Origin of the sequence: Pseudomonas fluorescens (genome assembly GCF_000802965.1) — a bacterium.
GTDB lineage: Bacteria > Pseudomonadota > Gammaproteobacteria > Pseudomonadales > Pseudomonadaceae > Aquipseudomonas > Aquipseudomonas fluorescens_A.
On the sequence record NZ_JSAK01000018.1, the window covers coordinates 164346 to 188134 of the forward strand.

A 23789-nucleotide genomic window follows, 5' to 3' on the forward strand; every position below is an offset into this window, starting at 1 on the left:
GATCTTTTGATTTTGCTTTTTTAAAATCAAAGTCAAAAGATCGCAGCCTGCGGCAGCTCCTACAGTGGGAACGAGTGGGCAATAAAAAAGGCGACGGAGGCTAAACCCCAGTCGCCTTTTTTCGGTCAGTCGAAGCGCTTACTGCACTTCCACCGCCAGGCTTTCACTGATCTTTTTCTGCCAGATGGCAGGACCGGTGATGTGTACCGACTCGCCATTGCTGTCGACGGCAACCGTCACAGGCATGTCTTTCACGTCGAACTCGTAGATGGCTTCCATCCCCAGTTCGGCGAAAGCGACAACGCGGGATTTCTTGATGGCTTGTGCCACCAGGTAAGCCGCGCCGCCCACTGCCATCAGGTACACGGCTTTGTGGTCCTTGATCGCTTCGATCGCGGTCGGACCGCGCTCGGATTTGCCGATCATGCCCAGCAGGCCGGTTTGCTCGAGGATTTGACGGGTGAACTTGTCCATCCGCGTCGCGGTGGTCGGGCCGGCAGGGCCAACCACTTCTTCGCGCACCGGATCAACCGGTCCGACGTAATAGATGAAGCGACCTTTCAGGTCTACCGGCAGGGTTTCACCCTTGTTCAGCATCTCGACCATGCGCTTGTGCGCAGCATCGCGACCGGTGAGCATTTTGCCGTTGAGCAGGACGGTTTCGCCCGGCTTCCAGCTCTGCACTTCTTCCGGAGTCAGGGTGTCGAGGTTGACGCGGCGGGCCGACGGACCTGCTTCCCAGACGATTTCCGGGTAGGCGTCCAGCGGCGGTGCTTCCAGCGAGGCAGGGCCGGAACCGTCGAGCACGAAGTGAGCGTGACGGGTGGCGGCGCAGTTCGGGATCATGCACACCGGCAACGAAGCGGCGTGAGTCGGGTAATCCATGATCTTCACGTCAAGCACGGTGGTCAGGCCACCGAGGCCCTGGGCGCCGATGCCCAACTGGTTGACCTTCTCGAACAGCTCCAGGCGCATTTCTTCGAGGCGGTTCTGCGGGCCACGAGCCTTCAACTCGTGAATGTCGATGGATTCCATCAACACTTCCTTGGCCATGACCGCGGCTTTCTCGGCGGTGCCGCCGATGCCAATGCCGAGCATGCCCGGTGGGCACCAGCCGGCGCCCATGGTCGGAACGGTCTTCAGCACCCAGTCAACGATCGAGTCGGATGGGTTGAGCATGGCCATTTTCGACTTGTTCTCGGAACCGCCGCCCTTGGCCGCCACGTCCACTTCCACGGTGTTACCCGGAACGATGGAGTAGTGGATAACGGCCGGGGTGTTGTCCTTGGTGTTCTTGCGAGCGCCCGCCGGGTCGGCGAGGATCGAAGCGCGCAGGACGTTTTCCGGCAGGTTGTAGGCGCGACGAACGCCTTCGTTGATCATGTCGTCCAGGCCCATGGTGGCGCCATCCCAACGCACGTCCATGCCCACGCGGACAAACACGGTGACGATGCCGGTGTCCTGGCAGATCGGACGGTGGCCGGTGGCGCACATGCGCGAGTTGATCAAAATCTGAGCAATGGAGTCGCGGGCTGCCGGCGATTCTTCGCGCAGGTAGGCCTCGTGCATCGCCTGGATGAAATCCACGGGGTGGTAATAAGAAATGAACTGCAGGGCGTCGGCAACGCTCTGAATCAGGTCGTCTTGCTTGATCACGGTCATGAGTCGCGCTCCTCTAAAAGACGGGAACATTCAATAAGGTGCTTGCAGCTTGGGTGCATCGGTCGGTTGCAAGCACCTTTCAAGGCACGCCGGGGCTGCTGGCGCGACGCTAAAAAGGCGCGGCAGTATACCGCGCCTCGCTGAAGGGCACACGCGCCGCTAGTCAAACGTTGGTCGCATATCGGACAGTGGCAAGCGGCAAGTCGAAACGCATGACATTTGTGGCGGGGGAGCTTGCTCCCGCTCGGCTGCGCAGCAGGCGTAATTCAGACGACACGTTTCTCCTGAAAGAATGCAGGAAGGCTGCTTCGCGGCCCAGCGGGAGCAAGCTCCCTCGCCACAGGATTATCGCAACACAGGAACATGGTTGTGGTGTGAGGTATCTACTCTGAAAATTGGATGGTCATTTATCGGCCACGCCACTAAAGTGGCGCACGGCCTGTAGAGTAGGACGCTCTGTCAGTCTCTTTCATTCGGTGAGTCAACGATTGACCCATAACGCCATCCAGCGACTGTTGCTCAAACGTTTTGCCCTCGCGGCCGGCACCTATGCCTTGGCGTTGCTGTTGCTGTGGCTGGCGTTTTTTACCGGTCATTATCAAGACTCACTTCCCGGCGTCGCCATCGGCAGTGCCCTGGTGGTCATCAGCCAGGCAGCGTTGTTCGCGGTTTTTTATTCCGGCTATAACCTGCGCTTCACCGACCCCAGCCTGACCGAAGTTCAAGTGTTGCTGGGGCTGGGCTGGCAAACCTGGCTGATCGCGCATCTGGAAGATGCTCGCGGGGCTTTCCTGGTTTTTTACCTGTTGATTCTGCTGTTCGGGCTGTTTCACCTGTCCCGACGGGCATTTCTGCGTTGCGCCTTGCTGGTGTTCTTCAGTTTCAGTGCGATCACGCTGTGGGAGGGCTACCACTTTCAGTTGCCCAATCCGGCATTGGCGGCGTTGCAAGTGTGCGTGCTGTTGATCCTCCTGATCTGGCTGGTGCTCTACGCCGGTTACGTCCAGGCCTCGCGTCACCGCATGCGTCAGCGGCGTTTTGCCTTGCAAGCGCATCAGGACACGCTGCGCGGGATGATGCGTCAGCTCGAAGATTTGGTCGCCACCGACGAATTGACCGGGTTATTCAATCGCCGACATTTCCTGCGCCTGGCCTCCCGTGAGCTGAACGCCATGGACGCTGGCGTCGTGCATGGCCTGGCGCTGATCGATCTCGATCACTTCAAACGGATCAACGACATGCACGGCCATGCGGCCGGTGATCAGGTGCTGCAAGCCTTTGCGGGCGTCGCCTCGGCCTGTCTGCGCGAGGGTGACGTTCTGGCCCGCTATGGCGGCGAAGAGTTTGTGGTGCTGTTGCCCGACTGCGATGCCGAGAGCCTGACTTCCTGCTGTGAGCGTTTGCGTATCGCGTTTACTGACGTCGAGTTGATCGGCCTCAACGTGCGCAACCTCAGCCTCTCCGCCGGCATGACCTTGCTGGAGCTTGGCGATGACCTCGACGATGCCTTGCAACGAGCCGACCAGGCGCTCTATCGCGCCAAGCGTGACGGACGTAACCGTTGCGCGGCGGCGTGGGAAAACGTCGATGCCTGAGTTGCGTGTCGGCGACCGCCAATGGTCGGTGGCGCAGGGCAGCAATTTGCTCGACGCGCTGAATCAGAACGGCGTGGCGGTGCCCTACAGCTGTCGCGCCGGCAGTTGCCATGCGTGTCTGGTGCAATGTGTGCAAGGTCTGCCCAGCGACAGCCGGCCCGATGCCTTGAGTGCGGAGCAGCGCCAGCAAGGCTGGCGGCTGGCGTGTCAGTGTCAGGTGGTCGAAGACTTGCAGGTGCACACCTTCGATCCGCTACAGGACGGTCGACCTGCCGAAGTGACCGCCATTGATTGGCTCAGCGCGAGCGTCTTGCGCCTGCGCCTGACCCCGCAGCGGCCGTTGCGCTACAGCGCCGGCCAGCATCTGGTGTTGTGGGCGGGCAACACAGCGCGGCCGTATTCCCTCGCCAGCCTGCCGGAAGACGATCGCTTCCTGGAGTTTCATCTCGATTGTCGCCAGCCAGGGCAGTTCAGCGACGCCGCGCGACAACTGAAGATTGGCGATCCGATCCGCCTCGGTGAACTGCGTGGCGGGGCGTTGCATTACGACCCGGACTGGCACAACCGACCGCTGTGGCTGATGGCCTCCGGTACCGGGTTGGGGCCGTTGTTTGGCGTGCTGCGTGAAGCGTTGCGCCAGGATCACCAAGGCGCCATCCGCGTCATTCACCTGGCTCATGATGCCGATGAGCATTATCTGGCCAAACCCCTGCTAGCCATGGCCGCCACCCGTGCGAACCTGAGCATCGAGCTGTGGACAGCGGCCGAGGTGCCAGCGGCTTTGGCGCAACTGCGGCTTGTTTCCCGGCAAACCCTGGCCTTACTCTGCGGAGCGCCTGACAGCGTCGACGCCTTTGCCCGGCGGCTGTATCTGGCGGGATTGCCGCGCAATCAACTGCTGGCCGACGTATTCCTGCCCCGCGGTTGAGTGCTGAAACTACTGTTGTGGCGAGGGAGCTTGCTCGCGCTTGAGTGCGTAGCGCTCACTGTTTTTTGGGGCCGCTGCGCAACCCAGCGCGAGCAAGTTCGCTCGCCACAATGAAATCATCTGCCTCGCTCCGCTGAGACACACCATGACCGAAGCCATCCTGCTGGAACGCGAACGCGGCCTGCTGACCCTGCGCCTCAATCGTCCCGACAAGAAAAACGCCCTGACCCGCGCCATGTACAGTCACCTGGCCGAAGCGCTGAAACAGGCCGATACAGACCCGGAAATCAATGCGGTGCTGATCACGGGCTCCAGTGAGTGCTTTACCGCCGGCAACGACATCGCCGACTTCATCCAGCAACCGCCGAGCAACCTCGACAGTCCGGTGTTCCACTTCATGCTCAACTTGCTCGAATGCCGCAAACCGGTAATCGCCGCCGTGACAGGCGCAGCGGTGGGCATTGGCACGACGATGTTGCTGCATTGCGATTTGGTCTATGTCAGCCGTGACGCACGCTTGCGCATGCCGTTCGTCAACCTCGGGTTGTGCCCAGAGTTCGGTTCCAGCCTGATTTTGCCGCGCCTGCTCGGGCAGGCCAAAGCGGCGGAGTTATTGCTGCTGGGAGAGGGTTTCAACGGTGAACAGGCGGCCGCGTGGGGGATTGCGAGCGAAGCGTTGGGCTCTGGTGAAGAGACGCTGGCAAGGGCGAAGGAAATGGCGCTGCGCTTCGAATCGCTGCCACCGGAAGCGGTGCGCGTCAGCAAGCAATTAATGAAAGCGCCGGATCGCGAATTGTTGCGCAAGGTAATAGAAGAGGAGGGAGCGTTGTTCACCCAGCGTCTACGTTCGCCGGAAGCGATGGCGGCGTTGGCAGGATTTATCAACAGGCATTGAGCCCGGAAAAGATCGCAGCCTGCGGCAGCTCCTACAGAGGCACGCGGTCCATGTAGGAGCTGCCGCAGGCTGCGATCTTTTGATCTTCATGGTCCTGAAAACAAAAAAGCCCCGTCATTCACATGGCGGGGCTTTTGTTTTTCAACGCTCTGTCACTCATTCATTGATGTAACTCGACGGTAGGAGCCCAGTCTACCGTTAGTCGGAACTGTCATTTCTATCAGCTAGTTCTCAGCAAGGGTAAAGACTTAAGTTTTGTACTCGCTAATTTTTACGTGCCAAGGAGTGTTATCAAATGAGCGAGTTAGAAATTCCAACAATTTTGAAACCTCGAGATGGAGCTACAACTACTGTAGATCCGGACATCGAAATCAAATGCACGCCGGGTGCCAAAGTGATGATTTACGGATTGTCGAGTTTGACTGAGTGCACAATCGGTAGTGATGGTTTGTGGAAAGGGCGGCCAGCTCGAAGTCTGGTGCCGAAAAAGCATACCTTCCATGCAGTGCATGTGACTGACGATGACAAATCGAAACCATCCCCCGATGTTACTTTCACTGCATCAAATCATTGAAGCAAAAAGCCCCGCCATTCACATGGCGGGGCTTTTGTTTTTCAGCAACCGGTCACTCAGACCATCGGGTCGCCAACGTGCAGGATTTTCATGCCGTTGGTGCCGCCGGTGGTGTGGTAGCTGTCGCCCTTGGTCAGGATGACCCAGTCGCCTTTTTCCACGACGCCGCGCTTGACCAGCTCGTCGATCGCTTTCTGGCTGACTTCGTTCGGAGCCAGCGAAGCCGGATCGAACGGGATGGTGTACACGCCACGGAACATCGCCGCGCGGGCCTGGGCTTCGCGGTGCGGGGTGAACGCGTAGATCGGCACCGAGGAACGGATGCGTGACATGATCAGCGGGGTGTAGCCGCTTTCGGTCAACGCGATGATCGCTTTCACGCCCGGGAAGTGGTTGGCGGTGTACATGGTCGCCAGCGCAATGCTTTCGTCGCAGCGGGTGAATTCCTTGCCGATGCGGTGGCTGGAAGTCTTGCTGGTCGGGTGCTTTTCAGCGCCGACGCAGATGCGCGCCATTGCTTGCACTGCTTCCAGCGGGTACAGGCCAGCTGCCGATTCAGCCGAGAGCATCACGGCGTCGGTGTAGTCGAGCACGGCGTTGGCCACGTCGGACACTTCGGCACGGGTCGGCATCGGGTTCTGGATCATCGACTCCATCATCTGGGTCGCGACGATCACAGCCTTGTTGTGGCGGCGTGCGTGCAGAATGATTTTCTTCTGAATGCCCACCAGCTCGGCGTCACCGATTTCCACACCCAGGTCACCACGGGCCACCATCACGGCGTCGGACGCCTTGATCAGGCCATCGAGTGTATCGTCATCGGCCACGGCTTCGGCGCGTTCGATCTTCGCTACCAGCCAAGCAGTGCCGCCGGCTTCGTCGCGCAGTTGACGGGCGTATTCCATGTCGGCGGCGTCACGCGGGAAGGACACGGCGAGGTAGTCGACTTCCATTTCCGCAGCGAGCTTGATGTCGGCCTTGTCTTTTTCAGTCAGGGCCGGAGCGGTCAGGCCGCCACCGCGACGGTTGATGCCTTTGTGGTCGGACAGCGGACCGCCGATGGTCACGGTGCAATTCAGTTCGGTAGCAGTGGCGGTGTCGACGCGCATCACCACGCGGCCGTCATCGAGCAGCAGCTCGTCGCCCACGCCGCAGTCCTTGACCAGGTCCGGGTAGTCGATGCCGACCACTTGCTGGTTGCCTTCAGTCAGAGGATGGCTGGTGGAGAAGGTGAATTGATCACCGATCTTCAGCTCGATCTTCTTGTTGGCGAATTTGGCGATACGGATTTTCGGGCCTTGCAGGTCACCCAGCAGGGCGACGAAGCGACCGTGCTTGGCAGCCAGGTCACGCACCAGCTTCGCGCGAGCCTTGTGCTCGTCGGGGGTGCCGTGGGAGAAGTTCAGGCGGGCGACGTCCAGGCCAGCCAGAATCAGCTGTTCGAGAACTTCCGGCGAGTTACTGGCCGGGCCTAGGGTAGCGACGATTTTGGTACGACGGACGGACATGCAAAGACTCCTGAGTTCAAGCGCTGAGTGAGGCTACTATGGTCCGAAGTTGTAGTCATTGTTCGAATGCACTACTTATTGCTTTCTTTATTGAACCTTACAACTTTGCGCCACACAGCCTGAAGATTTCCGCCGACGGGTCGATACAGCGATCAAGACAGGAGATTCCCCATGCGATTCGTGCTCATTGCCGCCCTTTTCCTCAGCGTCACGGGCTGCACCCGTTGGTCGATGAACCATCATTTGAATAACGCCTACAAAGCCTATGACCGGGGCAATTGCGAGCAGGTATCGCTCGAGCTGTCCAAGGTCGAGCGCGAAAGTCGGGCGCGGCCTTACGTGTGGCCGGAAGTGTCGATGATGCGCGGCCTGTGCCTGGAACGTCAGAAAATGTTCGTCGATGCGGCGCAGACTTACCAGTTCATCCTCGCCGCGTATCCGCAAAGCGAATACGCCTACCGCGCCCGCGCCCGCCTCGAAACCTTGCAGAGCCTGGGCCACTACCCGCTGCGCAGCGCGGCGGCCGTGCGTCCGACGCAGTTCTGATGTCAGCCGTCATCTGACAGCTGGCCGACCGGCGGCGGTGAGCTATAGTCGAATAAACCGGTTTTAGAGCCCTTGCCTTTAACCGAGGTAACACCTGTGATCGGCAGAAGTAAGCGGCAGCGGTTCATGGACTGTCGCACCAGGATCGGGGAGAGCGCGCCAATGCCCTTTTCAATAGCAACAGGCAGGCCCGTTCCGAAGCATTAGTGCGGTCCTGCTTAAGGGCCTAGCGTAGCGAATTCAGCATGTTTACCGACCGCCGGATCGAGCGGCATCAACTGCCGTATTTTCTGAAAGTGTTCAACAGCATCACCGACAAACCCATCGGCTATCTGGGCAACGTTTCCGAAGACGGCCTGATGCTTATCAGTCAGTTGCCGATGATGATCGGTGCCGATTTCGAGTTGCGTCTGAAAATCCCCGCCAGTGACGGGTGTCAGCAGATCATCGATTTGCGGGCGTGTTGCCTGTGGTGCCATGAAGACGCAACCCCTCACCACTATGACGCCGGGTTCAGCCTGCAACGGGCGCCTCCGGAGTATGGGCAACTGGTGGAGGCGCTGAAGCAATACTTCAGTTTTCAGACATTGCCGGCTTCGGCCTGAAACGCAAAAGATCGCGGTGTATCTGTAGGAGCTGCTGCAGGCTGCGATCTTTTGATCCTACGCACCACCACTACGTTTCCAGCTCAAGTACTGCGTCACCAGTTGCGTGCCCAGCTCCCCGGGCCGCGCATCCAGCACCGGCACGCCATGCGCGCTCAATCGTTCATGGAGTTCAGCCCGTGCATTCAGGTAGCTCACCGTACCGCAATAGGCCAGAGCCTCGGGCAAGGTCTGCACGGGCGTTTCGTACAGATTGTCGAGCACGTCTTCACGCAGACTCGCCACCAGTACTCGATGCTGCTTGCCTAGGCGTTTAACAGCCGTCAGCAATTCCTCATCGTCTTCATCCCGCAGATTGGTCACCAGCACCACCAGCGCCCGACGTTTTTGCCGGGACAGCAATTGGGTGATAGCGGCTTGATAGTCGGCGCTGCGTTGGCTGCTGTTCAAGTCATAGACAGTGTTGAGCAGCACGTTGATCTGCCCGGTGCCTTTGACCGGGGCGAGGTAGCGCGGTTGATCGCTGGCAAAGGTGCTGAAGCCCACCGCATCACCTTGGCGCAGGGCGACATAACTGAGTAAGAGGCAAGCGTTCAACGCGTGATCGAAATGCGCCAGTTCTCCGTCCTGACTGCGCATGCGTCTGCCGCAGTCGAGCATGAAGATGATCTGCTGATCGCGCTCGTCCTGATACTCCCGAGCAATCGGCGTGCGCTGGCGTGCGGTAGCCTTCCAGTCGATTTGGCGCAAGCTGTCGCCTTCGCGAAACTCACGCAATTGATGAAACTCCAGCCCTTGCCCACGCCGCTGGCGTTGGCGCACTCCGAGTTGGCTGAGCCAGTTATCCACAGCCAATAGCTGGCCGCCGTAGAGGTGGGCGAAGTCCGGATAGACGCGGGTGTTGTCCGTTACGTTGAGCAGGCGCTTGTCGGTCCACAAACCCATGGGGCCTGGCAGGTTGAGTTCACAACATTCGAAGCTGAAGTGACCGCGTATGAGCGGGCGCAGGCGATAGCCGACCAGGCTGCGCTGGCCGGGTTGCAATTGCACTGACAGCGGCAGGTTTTCGAAGCTCAGGCCGTTCGGTACATGATCGAAAAGTTTGATGTGGAGCGGCTGGTGGAAATCGTGTTCGAGCTCCAGTCGAACTTCACTCCAGCGACCCAGTGCCAGGCTGCCGGGCAGATGTCTTCGTACATGGGGAGATGGCAGGCGTTTGACGCGGATCGCATCAAGCAGCATCAGCGCCAGGAGGGCCATTAACAGTCCCCAATTGATCGATGACAGGCTTGACGGAACCGCCAACTCCAACGCGCGCAGCGTGCCCAGAGCGATGCCGATACCCAGCAGCACCGCAAGCCAGATCAGCAGCAGGCGCGTCGGTTTCATCGGTGCGCACCTGTTATGGCGAGGGAGCTTGCTCCCGCTGGGGTGCGCAGCAGCCCCAAAATTAGACGACGCGGTTTGTCCGGTAGAACGCAACCACCGGGTTCACGACTGCTGCGCAGCCGAGCGGGAGCAAGCTCCCTCGCCACAGGGTTTGTACTCGACATGAATGGGTTCACAACCGCGGCGCCGGCACTTGATCGAGTAGTTGCCGCAGTACTTGATCCACCTCCAGCCCTTCGATATCCAGCTCCGGCGCGATGCGCACGCGATGTCGCAGCACCGCCAGCGCGCAGCCCTTGATGTCATCCGGGATCACGAACTCTCCACCGCGCAGCAGCGCACGGGCCCGGGCACATCGCACCAGCGCGATGGACGCCCGTGGGCCGGCGCCGAGAATCAGGCCCGGCCAGCTGCGGGTGGTGCGCGCGAGGCGCACGGCGTAATCGAGCACCTGGTCATCCAGCGGCAAATCACTGGCAATGCGCTGCAAGGCCAGCACGTCCTTGGCCTGCAACACGGTGCGCAGCGGCTGCACGTCGAGCATGTCGGCGCGGGTCGAGCGGCTGACCTGACGCACCATGTCCAGCTCTTGCTCGGCGTCGGGGTAGTCCATGCGCACCTTGAGCATGAAGCGATCCAGTTCGGCTTCCGGCAGCGGATAAGTGCCTTCCTGTTCGATGGGGTTTTGCGTGGCGAGCACCATGAAAGGCTGCGCGATGGGCAGGGCGCGACCTTCGAGGGTGACTTGTCGCTCCTGCATGGCTTCGAGCAGCGCCGCCTGGGTTTTCGCCGGGGCGCGGTTGATCTCGTCGGCCAGCAACAGATTGGTGAACAGCGGACCTTTTCGCAGGTTGAATTGTTCGGTCTGCAAGTCGTAAACGGCATGCCCCGTGACGTCGCTGGGCATCAGGTCCGGGGTGAACTGGATGCGGGCAAAGTCGCCACCGAAGCAGCGCGCCAATGCCCTCACCAGCAAGGTTTTACCCAGTCCCGGTACGCCCTCGAGTAACACGTGGCCACCGGCAATCAGGGCTGTCAAAACGTCGTCGATCACGCCGTGCTGACCGATCACGGCTTTTTGCAACTCGGCACGAATCGCTTGGGCCAATTGGCTGGCTCGCTCGCGTTGCCGGGCGTCGTGTTCCTGTGTACCGGGCTCGGTCGGTTCGATCACGACTTCCGGAGCCTTGCTAACAGTTACATTGGATTTATCTTCCATAAATCAGTCACTTACCTAATCTAATTTTTTTCACGTTTTTTGAACGAGTGGGACGAGGGAGAGACTGCCAATTTGCATCATTGCGAACCCTTGGCATCCCATCATTTGGTCGTTCGTCAGAGGTGGAGGTTAGTCCATGACGGTCAGAGGAGATGCGAACTCAGAATCGATTACGTCACCGAAGAAAATCAGGTCTGAGTGGTCGAGCTTTCGTCCATGAATTCGACATGGGGCGCTGGGGTTTGAACGAGTTGATCCTGTCGCAACGGATACAGCCCTTCACGACGGGCTGCAATCCGACATTATCCGTAAGTAAAGAAATGTTGTCTTTATGGTCGTTTTTTGCACTTAAAGGAAAGAATTCTTTACCTTGCTGCTGCGCTTTATTTGCCTCTCGCCTCAGGTAACACGCATCTCCGAGCTATCGAGCACTATCTCCACTGCGCCGTAACACTCCAAGCGCTCTGGGTAAATGCTACATTGCGTCCGACCGTTTGCGATTTACGGAAACTATCTATCGAATTCCAGCGTCACCAAAGTAAATACCCTTCGCGACCAGACCGAGATTTTCGGTGAGGTCCCAGTAATCCTTGTTGAACAAATTTTGAGTTCGCCGCTCCTGCTTGAGGTAAGCCAGCGTTTGGAAGAAGCAGTCCTCACACAGGTGAACTTCATAGCGCTCCCCATCATGATCAGTGCCATAGCCCCAGTGTGCTTGTAGGGTGCGCAACTGATGCACGCTGAATCGCCCACGATTTCGTAGACACTTCCATGCCTTGAAATGAGGTTGGACACCATGACGGGCAGATAGCGGCCATTAGCTGCCGCTTGCGAATCAAACACAACAATGGTCCAGTCTGCCAGACTTATTTGCCTCATTAGCTTCCACACAGCTTGCTAATGTCACGCGAGTCGGGATAGATCGCTTCAAAACCTCAACTCATCATGTCTAGTCGCCAGGTCTATTTATGCCGCTGAGCTTTCATAAAATGCACGCCAATGGCGATGATTTCGTTATCGTGGACTCGCGAAACTCACCCAATCCAATCACAAGCAATTTGGCTCGGAGAATGGGAGATCGCAACCGAGGAATCGGCTTCAATCAACTCGCTGTGATGCTCGATTGCGATGATGCAGATGCGCGTTTGGTGTTCTGGAATGCGGATGGCTCACCGCTGGACGCTTGCGGCAGCGCAACGCGTGGGGCGGCAGATATGCTGATGCGCGAATCCAATATGACTTCGGTAGCACTGCGAACCAACCGTCGCCTACTGACTTGCGAACGTACTTCAACCGGCGCTATTTCCGTCAATATGGGAAAGCCGCTTTTCAACTGGTCGGATATTCCTCTGGCTCTTGAAATGGATACATCAGTGTTGCCACTTGCCGGTGCACCAACAGCATGCAGCATGGGAAATCCGCACTGCACCTACTTTGTGGATGACCTGACAGCCGTTGAAATAGCGACGATTGGACCAGCAATTGAAACCAACCCCTTGTTTCCCCTGAGGACGAACGTGCATTTCGTCCGGATCATTGACCGAGCGCGCATTCGGTTGCGTATTTGGGAGCGCGGTGGGGGTATTCCGTTGGGTTCAGGCTCCTGCTCTTGTGGCGCCGCCGTTAATGGAATTCGTCGTGGCTTGTTAGACAGTTGCGTTGAGGTTGAATGTGACGGCGGAGCTGTGACGGTTCAATGGGATGGCGTGGGACCGGTCTTTCTCACCGGGCCGGTGGAGACGATTTATTCCGGAACAATCATGGATACTGTGTTGAAAGTTTGATTTTAGACAGGCCAGCATTAAGGGCTGCAATGGGTCGACCTCTGCCGGTCATAGCCTAGGGACGTACAGGTCAAATTCGGTCCAAAGGACTGTCAAGTCGAATCCAAATAGGTGGGTAGATCTGGGAAAGGCAACGGCGCGATGAGCTAGGCTTCCGGCACCATTACTCAAGGACGACCGTCATGCCCGATAACTCAGATTGCAAGATCGCCACAGCGGACGCTCTGACATTGCTCCTCCACAACCAGCACGCCCTATGTGCAGCGATAGAAGAAATAACCAAGTGGCTGTCAGAAAATGGGGTAGGCAGTGTCGCCGCTAATGCGATATCCGCAATGGAAACGCTGGACACAAATGCTCAAGCCATCACAGATTCCATTATGAGGGTACGCCAATCTTAGATCACTCAGTGAGGTCCAGGACTGCCCTCTGATTTGAATGGCCACCTGACTTTGTAGACACAATTGACTGGTAGAGGGACGGATAGCGACGGTCTGGCACGACCGTCGCAGTGAATGGTCAGACCTCCGTCTGCTCCGCCATTTCCAAAGCATCATCGACTTCGATTCCCAAGTACCTAACAGTGCTTTCAAGCTTCGTATGACCAAGCAGGAGTTGAACCGCTCTCAGGTTCTTCGTCCTACGATAGATCAACGAAGCCTTGGTTCTCCGTAGCGTGTGAGTACCATACATGGTTGGGTCAAGGCCAATGGTTGTCACCCACGCTTTGACTATTCGAGCGTATTGCCTGGTGGATAAATGCTCTGAAGCGTGCAACCGGCTCGGGAACAAGAAATCCTCACTCCGGAGACGCGCCTGGCGCATCCACGCTTCCAGAACCGTTCGGGTCTGTTCAGTAATTTCAAATTGCACTGGGTGTTGAGTTTTCTGCTGCATCACGATGGCCCGTGACGATACATGCTCCCCATGGGCAATGTCTCGGACTCGCAATTTGGTTAAGTCACAGGCACGCAGCTTGCTATCGATGGCCAAGTTGAACAGCGCCAAATCACGCGTCTTCTCAGCCAGCTGAAGTCTTACGCGGATAGCCCAGATATCTCTGACTCGGAGCGGGGCTTTCTGACCGACAAGCTTTCCCTTGTTCCAAGGCTGATGGCGGTATCTAGCAACAGTGTTCATGGCTCGTCCTCCACGTTCAGGGAAGACAAGGGTGGATCAGTCACAATGGCTGGTGGTGGCTATCAGACCCATAGCTGCCTGTCAGCAAAGGCATAAATCGACCCATTGCAGCCGCTCGATGGAAGGGTTAGGTAGCTGTTGCAATTGGCCATTTCTCGCCAAGCTTGGAGTCGCCATAGATTTTGATGACCTCAGAAATGATGACTTGATAACCGGCAAGCCAATTTTCCTGAGCCGCCTTTGCCTCAAGGTGACGGGGATGCTCAACCAATTTCTGAAGGGCTTCGAGAGAGCTCCAGTAGTACACATTGGAGAAGAGACCAGTCTGTGAATTCTCCCAAGCCTCTTCGCCAAGGTAACCGGGGATCGACTTTGCGATAGCAGCAATTTCCTGGTCCAGTCGGTGAAAGGCTTCATCAAACTGTTTTTTGGCAAAGATGAACGTTGAAGAGTACATAGGCTTTGCTCCTTTCGCGGCGTTTACTTATTGCACTGACCGTGCCAGGGTATGCCTCAAACCTATGCTAGCTGGGTTGGCTAATTCGCAGTAGTGAATTGCTGGCACATCGCTGGTAATCTCGCCACCACGTTCGCCAATCATTAAGGGATGGAGGCGAAAATAGAAGCCCTGAAGTCGCGAACCTTCGGGGCTTCGCTTTTTCTGTCAGTGCTACGCTGAGCAATACAGGTCATCCACAGAAGGAACTGTTGAAATGGAAATCGAAATACTAGATTACCCGCTTGTATTGGCACTGCTTTTCATCGCTGGAATGACGTGGATCGCTGTTAAGGTTCTTATAGTGCATCCATGACCAGAATACTGTCTGAGTCAGTTGAACCACGCTCCCAGGCACCCGCGACCGATCACCATCGCTCCTTCGCTGCTACGATGAAATCTCTTTGGATAATTCACGATGCCCAATTCTGACCTACTTCCTTCCCTACTTTTCAAGATCAACGAAAACCAGCTGGCCCTGGAAGCCGCCATCATGGAGTTATCGAATTGGGTCGAGCAGCGGGGCGGGGCGGAGGTCGCTGAGAATGTTCGCGGCGCCTTGGACACCATTGATAAAAACGAAGAGTTCATCAAGCTGACGCTTGCCGTGTTGATGACCCCAGAATGACTCGATCAGCCAGATGCCATCGCACAAAACACCTATTAATACCGAGACTGCTCACGCCACCAATAACTGCTTCGGCCTGATTGGTCAGATGATTTGCAACGCCGTGTTGATAAGACACAACCCCGCGGCATTACAGGGTTTCTATAGTTAGTTGCGGCGGAAAAGTGCTTTCCTCATTGGCTGCTCTACTGGGTGGGCGCGTCAGGAGTGAAGAAGAAGGCCAGGCCAAGGATCAGGTACACGGCGAGCAGCTGCACGCCCTTGAGCCAGTCCGAACGACCATCGCCCGCTATCTGGCCGGTGATCAGCACCGCTAATAGGACGCTCAATACCAAACCGCCGGAAAAAGCCAGGCCCATGGGCAAGGGCCCAATGAAAAGGCTGGCTAGTACCAGAATTGGAGCGACCAACAGGGCCACCTGGACGCTTGAGCCGATGGCGATCGACAGTGCCAGGTCCATGCGGTTCTTCATGGCGGCCGTGACGGCCGAGGCATGCTCGGCCGCATTGCCAAGGATTGCCACAACGAACACACCGACAAAGAGGTTGCTGAGGCCGAGCTGGTGTGCACTTGGCTCGATGGCGCCCACCAGGATCTCGCTGATCCAGGCGATTAGCATGGTGGCCACTCCAAGCACCGACACAGCCTTCCCCGTTGACCAGGGCGGCGGCTGATCCGGGCTCTGCTCGCTGCTGGCGGTACCGGAAAACAGGCTTTTGTGAGTAATCAGCGAATACACCAGGAACAGACCGTATACCAACAGCAAAATCAGCGAGATGTACAGGCTCAATGACTGTAGGCCTTGCGGGTTTCGGGGCGTGATGACGGCGTTGTAGGCGGCCGGCAGAATGAGGGCGATGGTGGCCAGGGTCAGCAGGGTAGCCTGGGAGCGAGCGCCCGAAATGTTGTACTGCTGTTCGCGGTGACGGAGCCCGCCAGCCAGCATGGCGAGGCCCAGCACCAGCAGGATGTTGCCGACGATAGATCCGACGATGGATGCCTTCACCACGTCGTGGAGACCCGCGCGCAATGCGCTCAGGCCAATGATCAGCTCTGTGGCGTTGCCGAAAGTTGCATTGAGCAACCCGCCCACGCCCTCTCCGGAGCGTTCCGCCAATTGTTCGGTAGCACGTCCCAGCCAGCCCGCAAGCGGTACGATGGCTAATGCTGCCATCAGGAAGACCGCCAAGTGGAGGTCCGCAGTGACATATTCCAAGACAATTGCAATGGGAACGAAGACAAGCATCCAGTTGAGCATTTGTGTCTTCCTCGCGTTGATACGCAGCCACCTAAGGGAATCGTAGGTCTCGCAAGAATGGTCTGCACTCCTTGTCTCGTCTAAAAACCAGGCGGCCAAGAAAACAGGAGTTGACTTAAAAATGGAGCAACCACCCACCATTCAGCCGATCTGTGGCGTCGACCGGTTGAATCCACAACTCATTGCGGAGGATGACTGTCGTAACCGACATACCCCGGCTTGCCGGGGTATGTCAGGTAGATGGAAGGGTTAGGTAGCTGTGATCCAATAGTACCCATTGGAGAAAAGACCAGTTTGTGGATTCTTCCAAGCCTCTTTCCAAGGTAGCCGGGTCTAGTTGGGTTGGTTGTAGTCGGTCTGCAATTAACGATGACGTTAGGGTAATGCGTAGGCCCGGAACAGTTTTTTCATCGTCTCGTTGATCCCGCCTAGGTACTTGTCGTAACCCTGCTCGATGGCGCCTGAGCGATATGCCTCGCTCAGGGCCATGTCGACCAGGAGGCGGAAATCTTCGTCTCCACGCTCGACGATCATCGCCACCGGGGTGTACTCGAAGATGCGGTCCAGGACCATCAGGTCGTTGTTGGCATCGCCTTTGGCGACCTGGTTTTTCAGCAGCATGCGCTCGGCGAAGAAAGCATCAGCCTTGCGTGCTGCCACCAGTTTGGCGCCTTCGTCGGTGTTGGCGACGGTCACCAGGGAAGCGATCACGCCGAGCATGCGCATCCGTTCGCGAATCCAGTCCTCGGTCACGCCGCCCTCGATGGTGGCGTAGGTCTGGTTGGACAGGCCTCGGTTGATCGTAGCGCGCCAGGTCGGGCCGGGGTTGGCCTCCCTGCCGTTGAGTGCGTTGAGCAAAGGTTCGGCGGCATCCTTGCGTACCAGTACGGAGAGGCCGGCGGTATACACCGGAATCGAGTAGCTGATGGTCTTGCGCCGTTCGAGGGTGGGCGGGGTCGGCGTGCACAGGATGTCGACCGTGCCCAGTTTCACCGCGCTGGTTTCTTCGGAAACCGTCACGGGCTGGTAACGCACCTGCAGGTTGGGCAGGTTGAGTTCAGTCTTGAGTTTGTCGGCGATCTTCAGGCACAGGTCGATGCCATAGCCGCTGGCTTTATCGCCTTGCTGCACGCTGAAGGGCGACAGGTCCGGGACATAACCCAGAGTGAAAGTATTGCTGGTGCGTACGCGCTCCAGGGTGTTGGCACTCGCCACGATCGGCAGCGCGGTGAACACCAGGGCGAGCAGCAGGCGAGTGGTTTTTTCGAATGGTACGTTCATGTCCGGTTTCCCCGTGTACAGAGGTCTGTGCAGTCGTGATTGCCATGCCTAAACATTGCCGGTCCTGGCTTGAGCGGCGGGCGGTACGTCGACGAAACGCTTGGCGAGGAAGCCGTAGAGCAGGTAACCAAAGGCAAGCACCAGTGTGCCGCCCATCACCGCATCCTTGCCGCAGGCAAACAGGGCATACAACGAGTAAGCCACCGCAATCAGTAAAACCACCAGGTTGCGTGTGTACACGCCAGGACTCACCTGGGCCTTGTGCATGATCACCAGCAAGCCGGTCAGCGCTGTGATGTAAGGGATCAGGTTGGTCACTGCCGCCAGGCTCACCAGTTTGCTGAACTGCGCAGCGGCATCGGGCGAGATAGTCGACACGGCCATGACGGTCTGCAACACACCGCAGACGATCATGCCGATGACGGGCGCATTGCTGGCGTTGACCTTGCTGAACAGTTTGAGGAACAGGTTCTGGTCAGCAGTCATCTTGGCGGTTTGGGCCAGGGTGAACTGCCAGCCCAGCAGCGAGCCGACGCAGGCCATGACCGCCAGGGCCATGACGATGTTACCTACCATAGGGTTGAATATTTTGGCGTAGACCAGCGCGAAAGGTGCCGAGGAATTGGCCAGCTCAGCGTTGGGAATGATGCCTTGGATAACCGTGGTCGACAGCACATAAACCGCGGCTGCGCCCAAGGTGCCGAACAAGCAGGCAAGCGGGACGTTGCGCTTGGGGTTTTCCACTGCATCGGTGGCCTGAGCCGCCGACTCCATACCGAGGAAGGCCCACAGGGTAAGGGGGATGGCCTTACCAATGGCTTCGGAGATGGCCAGATTGTTGGGGTTCCACGCGGCTTCCAGCACTTTGGAGTCGAACCAGAACCAGCCGATGATGCTCAGGCCCGCCACCGGAATGATCACACCCCACACAGTAAACGCGCCGATCTTGCCAGTGATGCTCGGGCCACCGAAGTTGGCAATGATGGTGATCCAGATCAGCCCGACCGTGCCGACGAATAACGGAATAGCACCCGTGCTCAGCCAGGGCACAAAAGCACTGAGGTAGCCGACCGCCGAGATCGCGACCGCGACGTTGGCGATCGCTAGGGACAGAAAGTACAGGTACGAGCAGAGGAAGAAGCCCGACTTCGCATGGGCTTCTTCGGTGTACGCGGACAAGCCGCCGGAGCGCGAGCAGAACACCCCGCACTGGGCGAAACAATAGGCAATGGCCATCGAGCCGATCGCTGTAAAAATCCATGATAACAACGAGACTGCACCCAGTTGGGCCATGTTGGTGGGCAGCATAATGATGCCTGACCCCATCATGTTGACCGTGACCAGCGTGGTGAGCCCCATCAGGCCCATTTTTTTGCTTGAATCAGCCATCGCCTACTCCTTGCCCTATTCAAAGTTTGACCCTGTCCCGGTGATGTGTAGCCAGCTACCGGCTAAGAGGGAAATCCTTACTGTTTGACTACATAGACTTTGTAGATGGGGCGCCCTTGGCTATCGCGTTCGATCTCGACACCATGGTTATCGTGTTCGAAGCCGGGAAAGCGGCCATCGAAAGCTTCCATCGCCAGTAGGTAGTCAACAATGGCTTTTTTGTCGGCACCGGCTTTCTCGCCAGGCATCATCAGAGGAATGCCTGGTGGATACGGGACGACCTGCACGGCAACGGTACGCCCCTGCATATCGTTTACGGCTATTTGCTCGATTTCGCCCCTGACCAACTTGGCGTAGGTATCCCTTGGCGAAGACACCGGGTCGGGCAATACGGTGTAGGCAGCATCCATGTTGTGCAGCATTTTCGTGGCAAGCATTTCCTGGTGCATCTCTTGCGCCAGGTCTTTGAGGCCCATCCCGCTGTACCGGTCGCTGTGGCTATCGACCAAGTCGGGCATCACCTGTTCGAGGGGCGAGTTTCCGTCGTAGTGTTTTTTGAACTCCATCAGACCGGCCACCAGCGAGCCCCATTTTCCTTTGGTCACGCCCAGACTGAACAACAGCAGGATCGAGTAGGGCTCGGTCTTTTCCACCACAATGCCGCGACTGGAGAGGAAGGACGAAACCAGCGGCGCTGGAATGCCGCTGTTCTCCATCTGGCCTTCTAGGGTTTGCCCCGGAGTTAGCACGGTGACCTTTATCGGGTCGAGCATGCAGTAGTCGCTGCCCAGGTCGCCGAAGCCGTGCCAGGTGGCCTCAGGTTTGAGCACCCAGGCGTCGCCTTGGCGAAGGATTTCGGGATCGACGTCGACAAAGGGAACACCGTTTACTACGTCCGGTTGCCAGACGCCGAACCACCAATCATTGGCGTTGCGCTGCAGTATTTCCTTGTTCAGGCGCACCATAGCCTGGCGAAAGGCGATGGCTTCGCCGATGGATTCATCAGTGAGGTAACCACCGGCATCGTTCATCATTTTCGCCGAGACGTCGGTCGAGGCGATGATGCTGTACTGTGGCGAAGTCGAGGTGTGCATCATGAAGGCTTCGTTGAACAAGGCCGGTTTGACCGGCACCTTGCCCGAACGAATATGGATCATCGAGGCCTGGGATAGCGCAGCCAACAGTTTATGTGTGGAGTGGGTAACGGTGACGGTGGCGTCGTCGTCATGCCGCTCACCGCGGTGCATGCCGTAGCGCCCCTCATACAATGGGTTGAAACGGGCATAGGCGTACCAAGCTTCATCGTAGTGGATACGATCGACGCTTTGGCTCAGTTCGCGGGTAGTCGTCTGCACGTTGTAGCACAGGCCGTCATAGGTCGAGTTGGTCAGCACTGCCAACACTGGTTTGGCAGACTTGTTGGTCGCCAACGGGCTTTCGGTGAGTTTCTGCGCAATGGCGGCGGGGGTCAGCTCGGTGCGTGGTACCGGCCCGATCAGGCCGCGTGCGTTGCGCCGTGGACGCAAGTACAGCGGCACCGCGCCGGACATGTTCAAGGCATAGTTCAACGATTTGTGGCAGTTACGGTCCACCAGCACGGCATCACCATCGGTCACCGCCGAGTGCAGGACGATCTCGTTGCTTGCTGAGCTGCCGCCCACGGAAAAGAAGGTGAAGTCGGCGCCAAACACCCGTGCGGCATATTTTTCCGCTTCATCGATCGGGCCGGAATGGTCGTTGAGCGAACCCAGCTCGCCGACCGAAACGCTCAGATCCGAGCGCAGCATCTGCTCGCCATAAAAGTCGATAAATGCACGACCTACAGCAGTCTTCATGAAAGCAGTTCCGCCGGTGTGGCCCGGGGTGTGCCAAGAATACTCATGGGTACCGGCGAAGTTTACCAGCGCGCCGAAAAACGGCGGCAAGATACTGTTCAGATAACGGCGGGAGGCGGCTTCGATGCGCCCGGCGATAAACTCCGGGCTATCTTCAGGCTGCCAGATGAAACCGTCGATGTTCTCCACGAAGGCCAGCGGTACCTGGCTCTGATGCGCCCGGCTCATGCCGAGCATGATTGGCAGCTGTGCCGTGCGCCGACGGATCAGCTGGATCAACTGCAGCGCCAAGTCCTGGTTGGTTTCGCAAAGGCCCCAGCCGATGATCGCGCAACAGTAGGCCGAGTTGGCGCTGACGGCGATTTCAGCTTCTTCCAGCGACCCGGCTAGCTCCACTTCCAAATCATGTTCATGCAGAGCAGCAGCTATTGCCTCGACGCTGCGCAGAATGATGCTGTCAGTATGTTCCTGGGTGTTGGCCACGATTAGCACTGGGAAACGCTGCGCCAAATCCGTTGGTAATCGAGTTTGCGAGTGACTCATGCGGATATCCTTGAGCAATGATTTGGGTGCAGCATCAGGCCTTGAGTACGTATCCATAAGCGCGAATACGGCCACCTTCTTCTTTCAGGTACACACCTTGAAGTTCCGGCGTGAACCCGGGCAACGCATTGATGCCTTCTTCCAGTGCCAGGAAATATTTCAGCACCGCGCCACCCCAGATTTCCCCCGGCACCACGCACAACACACCGGGTGGATAGGGCAGAGCGCCTTCGGCAGCAATACGACCGTCGGCATCGGCCAGCGCGACCAACTCGACATTGCCGCGGATGTATTCGATCTGCGCTTGCTGGGGGTTCATGGCTTTTCTCGGGAAGTGTTCCTTGCGAAACATGTCCTTCTGCAGTTGCTGCACGTTATGGCTGCGGTACAGGTCGTGCATTTCCTGGCAGAGCTGGCGGATGCTGTAGTTGCGGTAGCGGTCTTCGTACCGCGTGTAGATTGCCGGCAGCACCCGGCTCATGGGCGCGTCATCGCTGATGAACTGCTCGAAGCGCGCCAGTTGCGCGGCAAGATGAGCCATCTTCGCCCAGTCTTCTGCGGGCGTGAGCAGGAACAGGATCGAGTTGAGGTCACACTTTTCCGGCACGATGCCGTTCTGGCGCAGGAAGTTGGCCAGGATGCCGGCGTGGATGCCGAAGTCGGTGTAGCTGCCGTCAATCGGGTCGATGCCTGGGGTGGTGAACAGCAGCTTGCAGGGGTCGATGAAGTATTGCTTGTCGGCATAGCCGGGAAAGGCGTGCCAGCGATCCTTGGGGTGGAATTCGAAGAAACGCAGGTCGCTGGCGATGGCGTCGGTGGGGTGGTCCTGCCATGGGCGCCCGTCGATGGTTTCCGGCACGAATGGGCGGACCAGGGTGCAGGCCTCCAAGATCAGCTTGCGTGCGTTGATGCCGAACTTCACGCAGTCTTCCCACAGGCGCAAGCCACTGCGACCGGCGTGGATGCGCGCATTCACATCCAGCGAGGCGAACAGCGGGTAGAACGGGCTGGTGGAGGCCTGGGCCATGAAGGCGTTGTTCAACCGCGCGTGATTGCAGTAGCGCGGCTGGCCCTTGATGTGGCGGTCCTTCTTGTGGATCTGCGAGGCCTGGGAGAAGCCGGCCTGCTGTTTGTGCACCGATTGCGTGACGAAGATTCCCGGGGCGTCTTCGCCCAGGTCCAGCAGCATCGGCGAGCAATCCTTCATCATCGGGATGAACTGTTCGTAGCCCACCCACGCTGAGTCGAACAGGATGTAGTCGCACAGTTTGCCGATGCGGTCGACCACCTGGCGAGCGTTGTAGATGGTGCCGTCATAAGTGCCCAACTGGATGATTGCCAGGCGAAATGGGCGTGGTAACTCAGCCTTGTCCGGGGCGACTTCCTTGATCAGCTCACGCAGGTAGTCTTCTTCAAAGCAATGGGCGTCGATGCCGCCGATGAAGCCGTAGGGGTTGCGCGCGGTTTCCAGGTACACCGGCGTGGCGCCGGCCTGGAGCAATGCACCCTGGTGATTGGATTTATGGTTGTTGCGGTCGAACAACACCAGGTCGCCAGGCGTCAGTAGAGCGTTGGTGACCACCTTGTTCGAGGCCGATGTGCCGTTGAGCACGAAGTAAGTCTTGTCGGCGTTGAACACCTTGGCGGCATGCTTTTGCGCAAGCAGCGCCGGGCCTTCGTGGATCAATAAGTCACCCAGTTTGACGTCGGCGTTGCACATGTCGGCGCGGAACAGAGTTTCGCCAAAAAAATCGAAGAATTGGCGGCCGGCGGGGTGCTTGCGAAAGAATTGACCGCCCTGGTGACCGGGGCAGGCGAAGGTCGCATTGGCGGCCTCGGTGTAGTGCTTGAGGGCATCGAAGAAGGGCGGCAACAAGTTTTCTTCGTAAGCCTTGGCGGCCGTTTCTATTTGGTTACCGTAGTACTCGGCATTGTAGCTGGAGAGGTCAAACACACCGTTGACCTGCAGAATGACATCTTGTAGCTGCTTGTAGACTTCTAAGGAGCGATTGCCGCGGCCTTGCGATGCAACTAGAAAAATCGGGATGTCGAAGCCGGTTCGCTTGATGGAATCCAACGCCCCTGCTGCCAAATCATCCACTGAAAGAACGGCGACGGCGACATCGGTAAAGTCGGTCTGTTCGAGGGGAACGACTTCACGAGCGGTACGGAAACAATCTCGCGTCGCTTCGCTGGCAGCGATTTTCAAAGCATTCATAACCAGACTCTCTCGATTTCATGACGTCGAAGTTCCTGGGCAAGTCTCTTCAGAGGCACTACTGTCCGGGGTCGGGAACGTTTTTCCTCATTGGGTATAGTTCATTTTTTTAGTTTGATATTTTTTGGGGAGCTTTTTTCCGGGCCTACGGAGTCTTGAGGGGCTCTAGCAAAAGCAGTCGGACTATTGTGGTTTTTAGAACTTTCATCGCTAAGCAACCGGAACAGATTCACACGCTACGCTACTGCCTGAGGCTTTTCCTGATATCCAGGCGTCAACGTAGCGAGAGGGGAAT

General features: G+C 57.8%; 20 protein-coding genes and 1 pseudogene. 9 read left to right on the forward strand and 12 right to left on the reverse strand.

The features are described 5' to 3' along the window. Positions 1-138: 138 nt before the first annotated feature. On the reverse strand, positions 139-1662 hold the full coding sequence (locus NL64_RS16200) for a fumarate hydratase (protein WP_034149075.1): 1524 nt from the start codon (positions 1660-1662) through the stop codon (positions 139-141). Positions 1663-2150: 488 nt separating this feature from the next. Here NL64_RS16200 and NL64_RS16205 point away from each other — a divergent pair, with 488 nt between their 5' ends. The 4 genes from NL64_RS16205 (at position 2151) to NL64_RS30155 (ending at position 5654) form a co-directional block, all read left to right on the forward strand. Next, entirely contained in the window at positions 2151-3257 is a 1107-nt protein-coding gene (locus NL64_RS16205) for a GGDEF domain-containing protein (protein WP_034149076.1), read from the forward strand. After that, complete coding sequence (locus tag NL64_RS16210; protein ID WP_034149077.1) at positions 3250-4185, forward strand: iron-sulfur-binding ferredoxin reductase; 936 nt, start codon at positions 3250-3252, stop codon at positions 4183-4185. The genes NL64_RS16205 and NL64_RS16210 overlap by 8 nt, the downstream gene beginning before the upstream one ends. 145 nt (positions 4186-4330) lie before the next feature. Further along, entirely contained in the window at positions 4331-5080 is a 750-nt protein-coding gene (locus tag NL64_RS16215) for an enoyl-CoA hydratase (protein ID WP_034149078.1), read from the forward strand. A gap of 295 nt (positions 5081-5375) precedes the next feature. Then, positions 5376-5654 carry a hypothetical protein gene (locus tag NL64_RS30155; protein WP_155292762.1) on the forward strand — a complete coding sequence of 93 codons (279 nt, stop codon included), beginning with the start codon at positions 5376-5378 and terminating at the stop codon, positions 5652-5654. A 56-nt stretch (positions 5655-5710) separates the two neighbouring features. On the opposite strand, the gene pyk is transcribed toward NL64_RS30155, so the two are convergent. Continuing rightward, entirely contained in the window at positions 5711-7162 is a 1452-nt protein-coding gene (gene pyk, locus NL64_RS16220; RefSeq protein WP_034149079.1) for a pyruvate kinase, read from the reverse strand. Between the two features lie 171 nt (positions 7163-7333). On the opposite strand from pyk, the gene NL64_RS16225 reads away from it, so the two are divergent. Both NL64_RS16225 and NL64_RS16230 read left to right on the forward strand, forming a co-directional pair. Continuing rightward, complete coding sequence (locus NL64_RS16225) at positions 7334-7708, forward strand: tetratricopeptide repeat protein (RefSeq protein ID WP_034149080.1); 375 nt, start codon at positions 7334-7336, stop codon at positions 7706-7708. 245 nt (positions 7709-7953) lie between these two features. After that, positions 7954-8313 (forward strand): PilZ domain-containing protein, encoded by a 360-nt coding sequence (locus tag NL64_RS16230; protein ID WP_034149081.1) that lies wholly within the window; start codon positions 7954-7956, stop codon positions 8311-8313. A 57-nt stretch (positions 8314-8370) separates the two neighbouring features. Here NL64_RS16230 and NL64_RS16235 read toward each other — a convergent pair whose 3' ends face one another. The 3 genes and pseudogenes from NL64_RS16235 to NL64_RS16245 form a co-directional block, all read right to left on the reverse strand. Next, positions 8371-9702, reverse strand: a complete 1332-nt coding sequence (locus tag NL64_RS16235) for a DUF58 domain-containing protein (protein ID WP_034149082.1) — start codon at positions 9700-9702, stop codon at positions 8371-8373. A 172-nt stretch (positions 9703-9874) separates the two neighbouring features. Continuing rightward, positions 9875-10876 (reverse strand): AAA family ATPase, encoded by a 1002-nt coding sequence (locus NL64_RS16240; protein ID WP_034149234.1) that lies wholly within the window; start codon positions 10874-10876, stop codon positions 9875-9877. Positions 10877-11435: 559 nt separating this feature from the next. Next, positions 11436-11654: pseudogene (locus NL64_RS16245) on the reverse strand (hypothetical protein); the annotation flags it as partial. A 235-nt stretch (positions 11655-11889) separates the two neighbouring features. On the opposite strand from NL64_RS16245, the gene dapF reads away from it, so the two are divergent. Then, entirely contained in the window at positions 11890-12705 is an 816-nt protein-coding gene (gene dapF, locus NL64_RS29665) for a diaminopimelate epimerase (RefSeq protein ID WP_080757999.1), read from the forward strand. Between the two features lie 182 nt (positions 12706-12887). Next, complete coding sequence (locus NL64_RS30590) at positions 12888-13106, forward strand: hypothetical protein (RefSeq protein WP_034149083.1); 219 nt, start codon at positions 12888-12890, stop codon at positions 13104-13106. A 118-nt stretch (positions 13107-13224) separates the two neighbouring features. On the opposite strand, the gene NL64_RS16255 is transcribed toward NL64_RS30590, so the two are convergent. Both NL64_RS16255 and NL64_RS16260 read right to left on the reverse strand, forming a co-directional pair. Further along, positions 13225-13845, reverse strand: coding sequence for a tyrosine-type recombinase/integrase (locus NL64_RS16255; RefSeq protein ID WP_034149084.1), 621 nt, complete (start codon positions 13843-13845; stop codon positions 13225-13227). Between the two features lie 127 nt (positions 13846-13972). Then, complete coding sequence (locus NL64_RS16260) at positions 13973-14302, reverse strand: antibiotic biosynthesis monooxygenase family protein (RefSeq protein ID WP_034149085.1); 330 nt, start codon at positions 14300-14302, stop codon at positions 13973-13975. Positions 14303-14759: 457 nt separating this feature from the next. Between NL64_RS16260 and NL64_RS16265 the strand changes: the two genes are divergently transcribed. After that, complete coding sequence (locus NL64_RS16265; protein ID WP_034149086.1) at positions 14760-14969, forward strand: hypothetical protein; 210 nt, start codon at positions 14760-14762, stop codon at positions 14967-14969. 185 nt (positions 14970-15154) lie between these two features. Here NL64_RS16265 and cax read toward each other — a convergent pair whose 3' ends face one another. The 5 genes from cax to speF form a co-directional block, all read right to left on the reverse strand. Then, positions 15155-16228 (reverse strand): calcium/proton exchanger, encoded by a 1074-nt coding sequence (gene cax, locus NL64_RS16270; protein ID WP_034149087.1) that lies wholly within the window; start codon positions 16226-16228, stop codon positions 15155-15157. A 375-nt stretch (positions 16229-16603) separates the two neighbouring features. After that, positions 16604-17509 (reverse strand): amino acid ABC transporter substrate-binding protein, encoded by a 906-nt coding sequence (locus NL64_RS16275; protein WP_034149088.1) that lies wholly within the window; start codon positions 17507-17509, stop codon positions 16604-16606. A 48-nt stretch (positions 17510-17557) separates the two neighbouring features. Next, complete coding sequence (potE, locus tag NL64_RS16280) at positions 17558-18898, reverse strand: putrescine-ornithine antiporter (protein ID WP_034149089.1); 1341 nt, start codon at positions 18896-18898, stop codon at positions 17558-17560. A 77-nt stretch (positions 18899-18975) separates the two neighbouring features. Then, positions 18976-21276, reverse strand: coding sequence for an Orn/Lys/Arg decarboxylase N-terminal domain-containing protein (locus NL64_RS16285; protein WP_052321255.1), 2301 nt, complete (start codon positions 21274-21276; stop codon positions 18976-18978). Positions 21277-21310: 34 nt separating this feature from the next. Next, positions 21311-23494 carry an ornithine decarboxylase SpeF gene (speF, locus tag NL64_RS16290; protein WP_034149090.1) on the reverse strand — a complete coding sequence of 728 codons (2184 nt, stop codon included), beginning with the start codon at positions 23492-23494 and terminating at the stop codon, positions 21311-21313. Positions 23495-23789 lie beyond the last annotated feature (295 nt).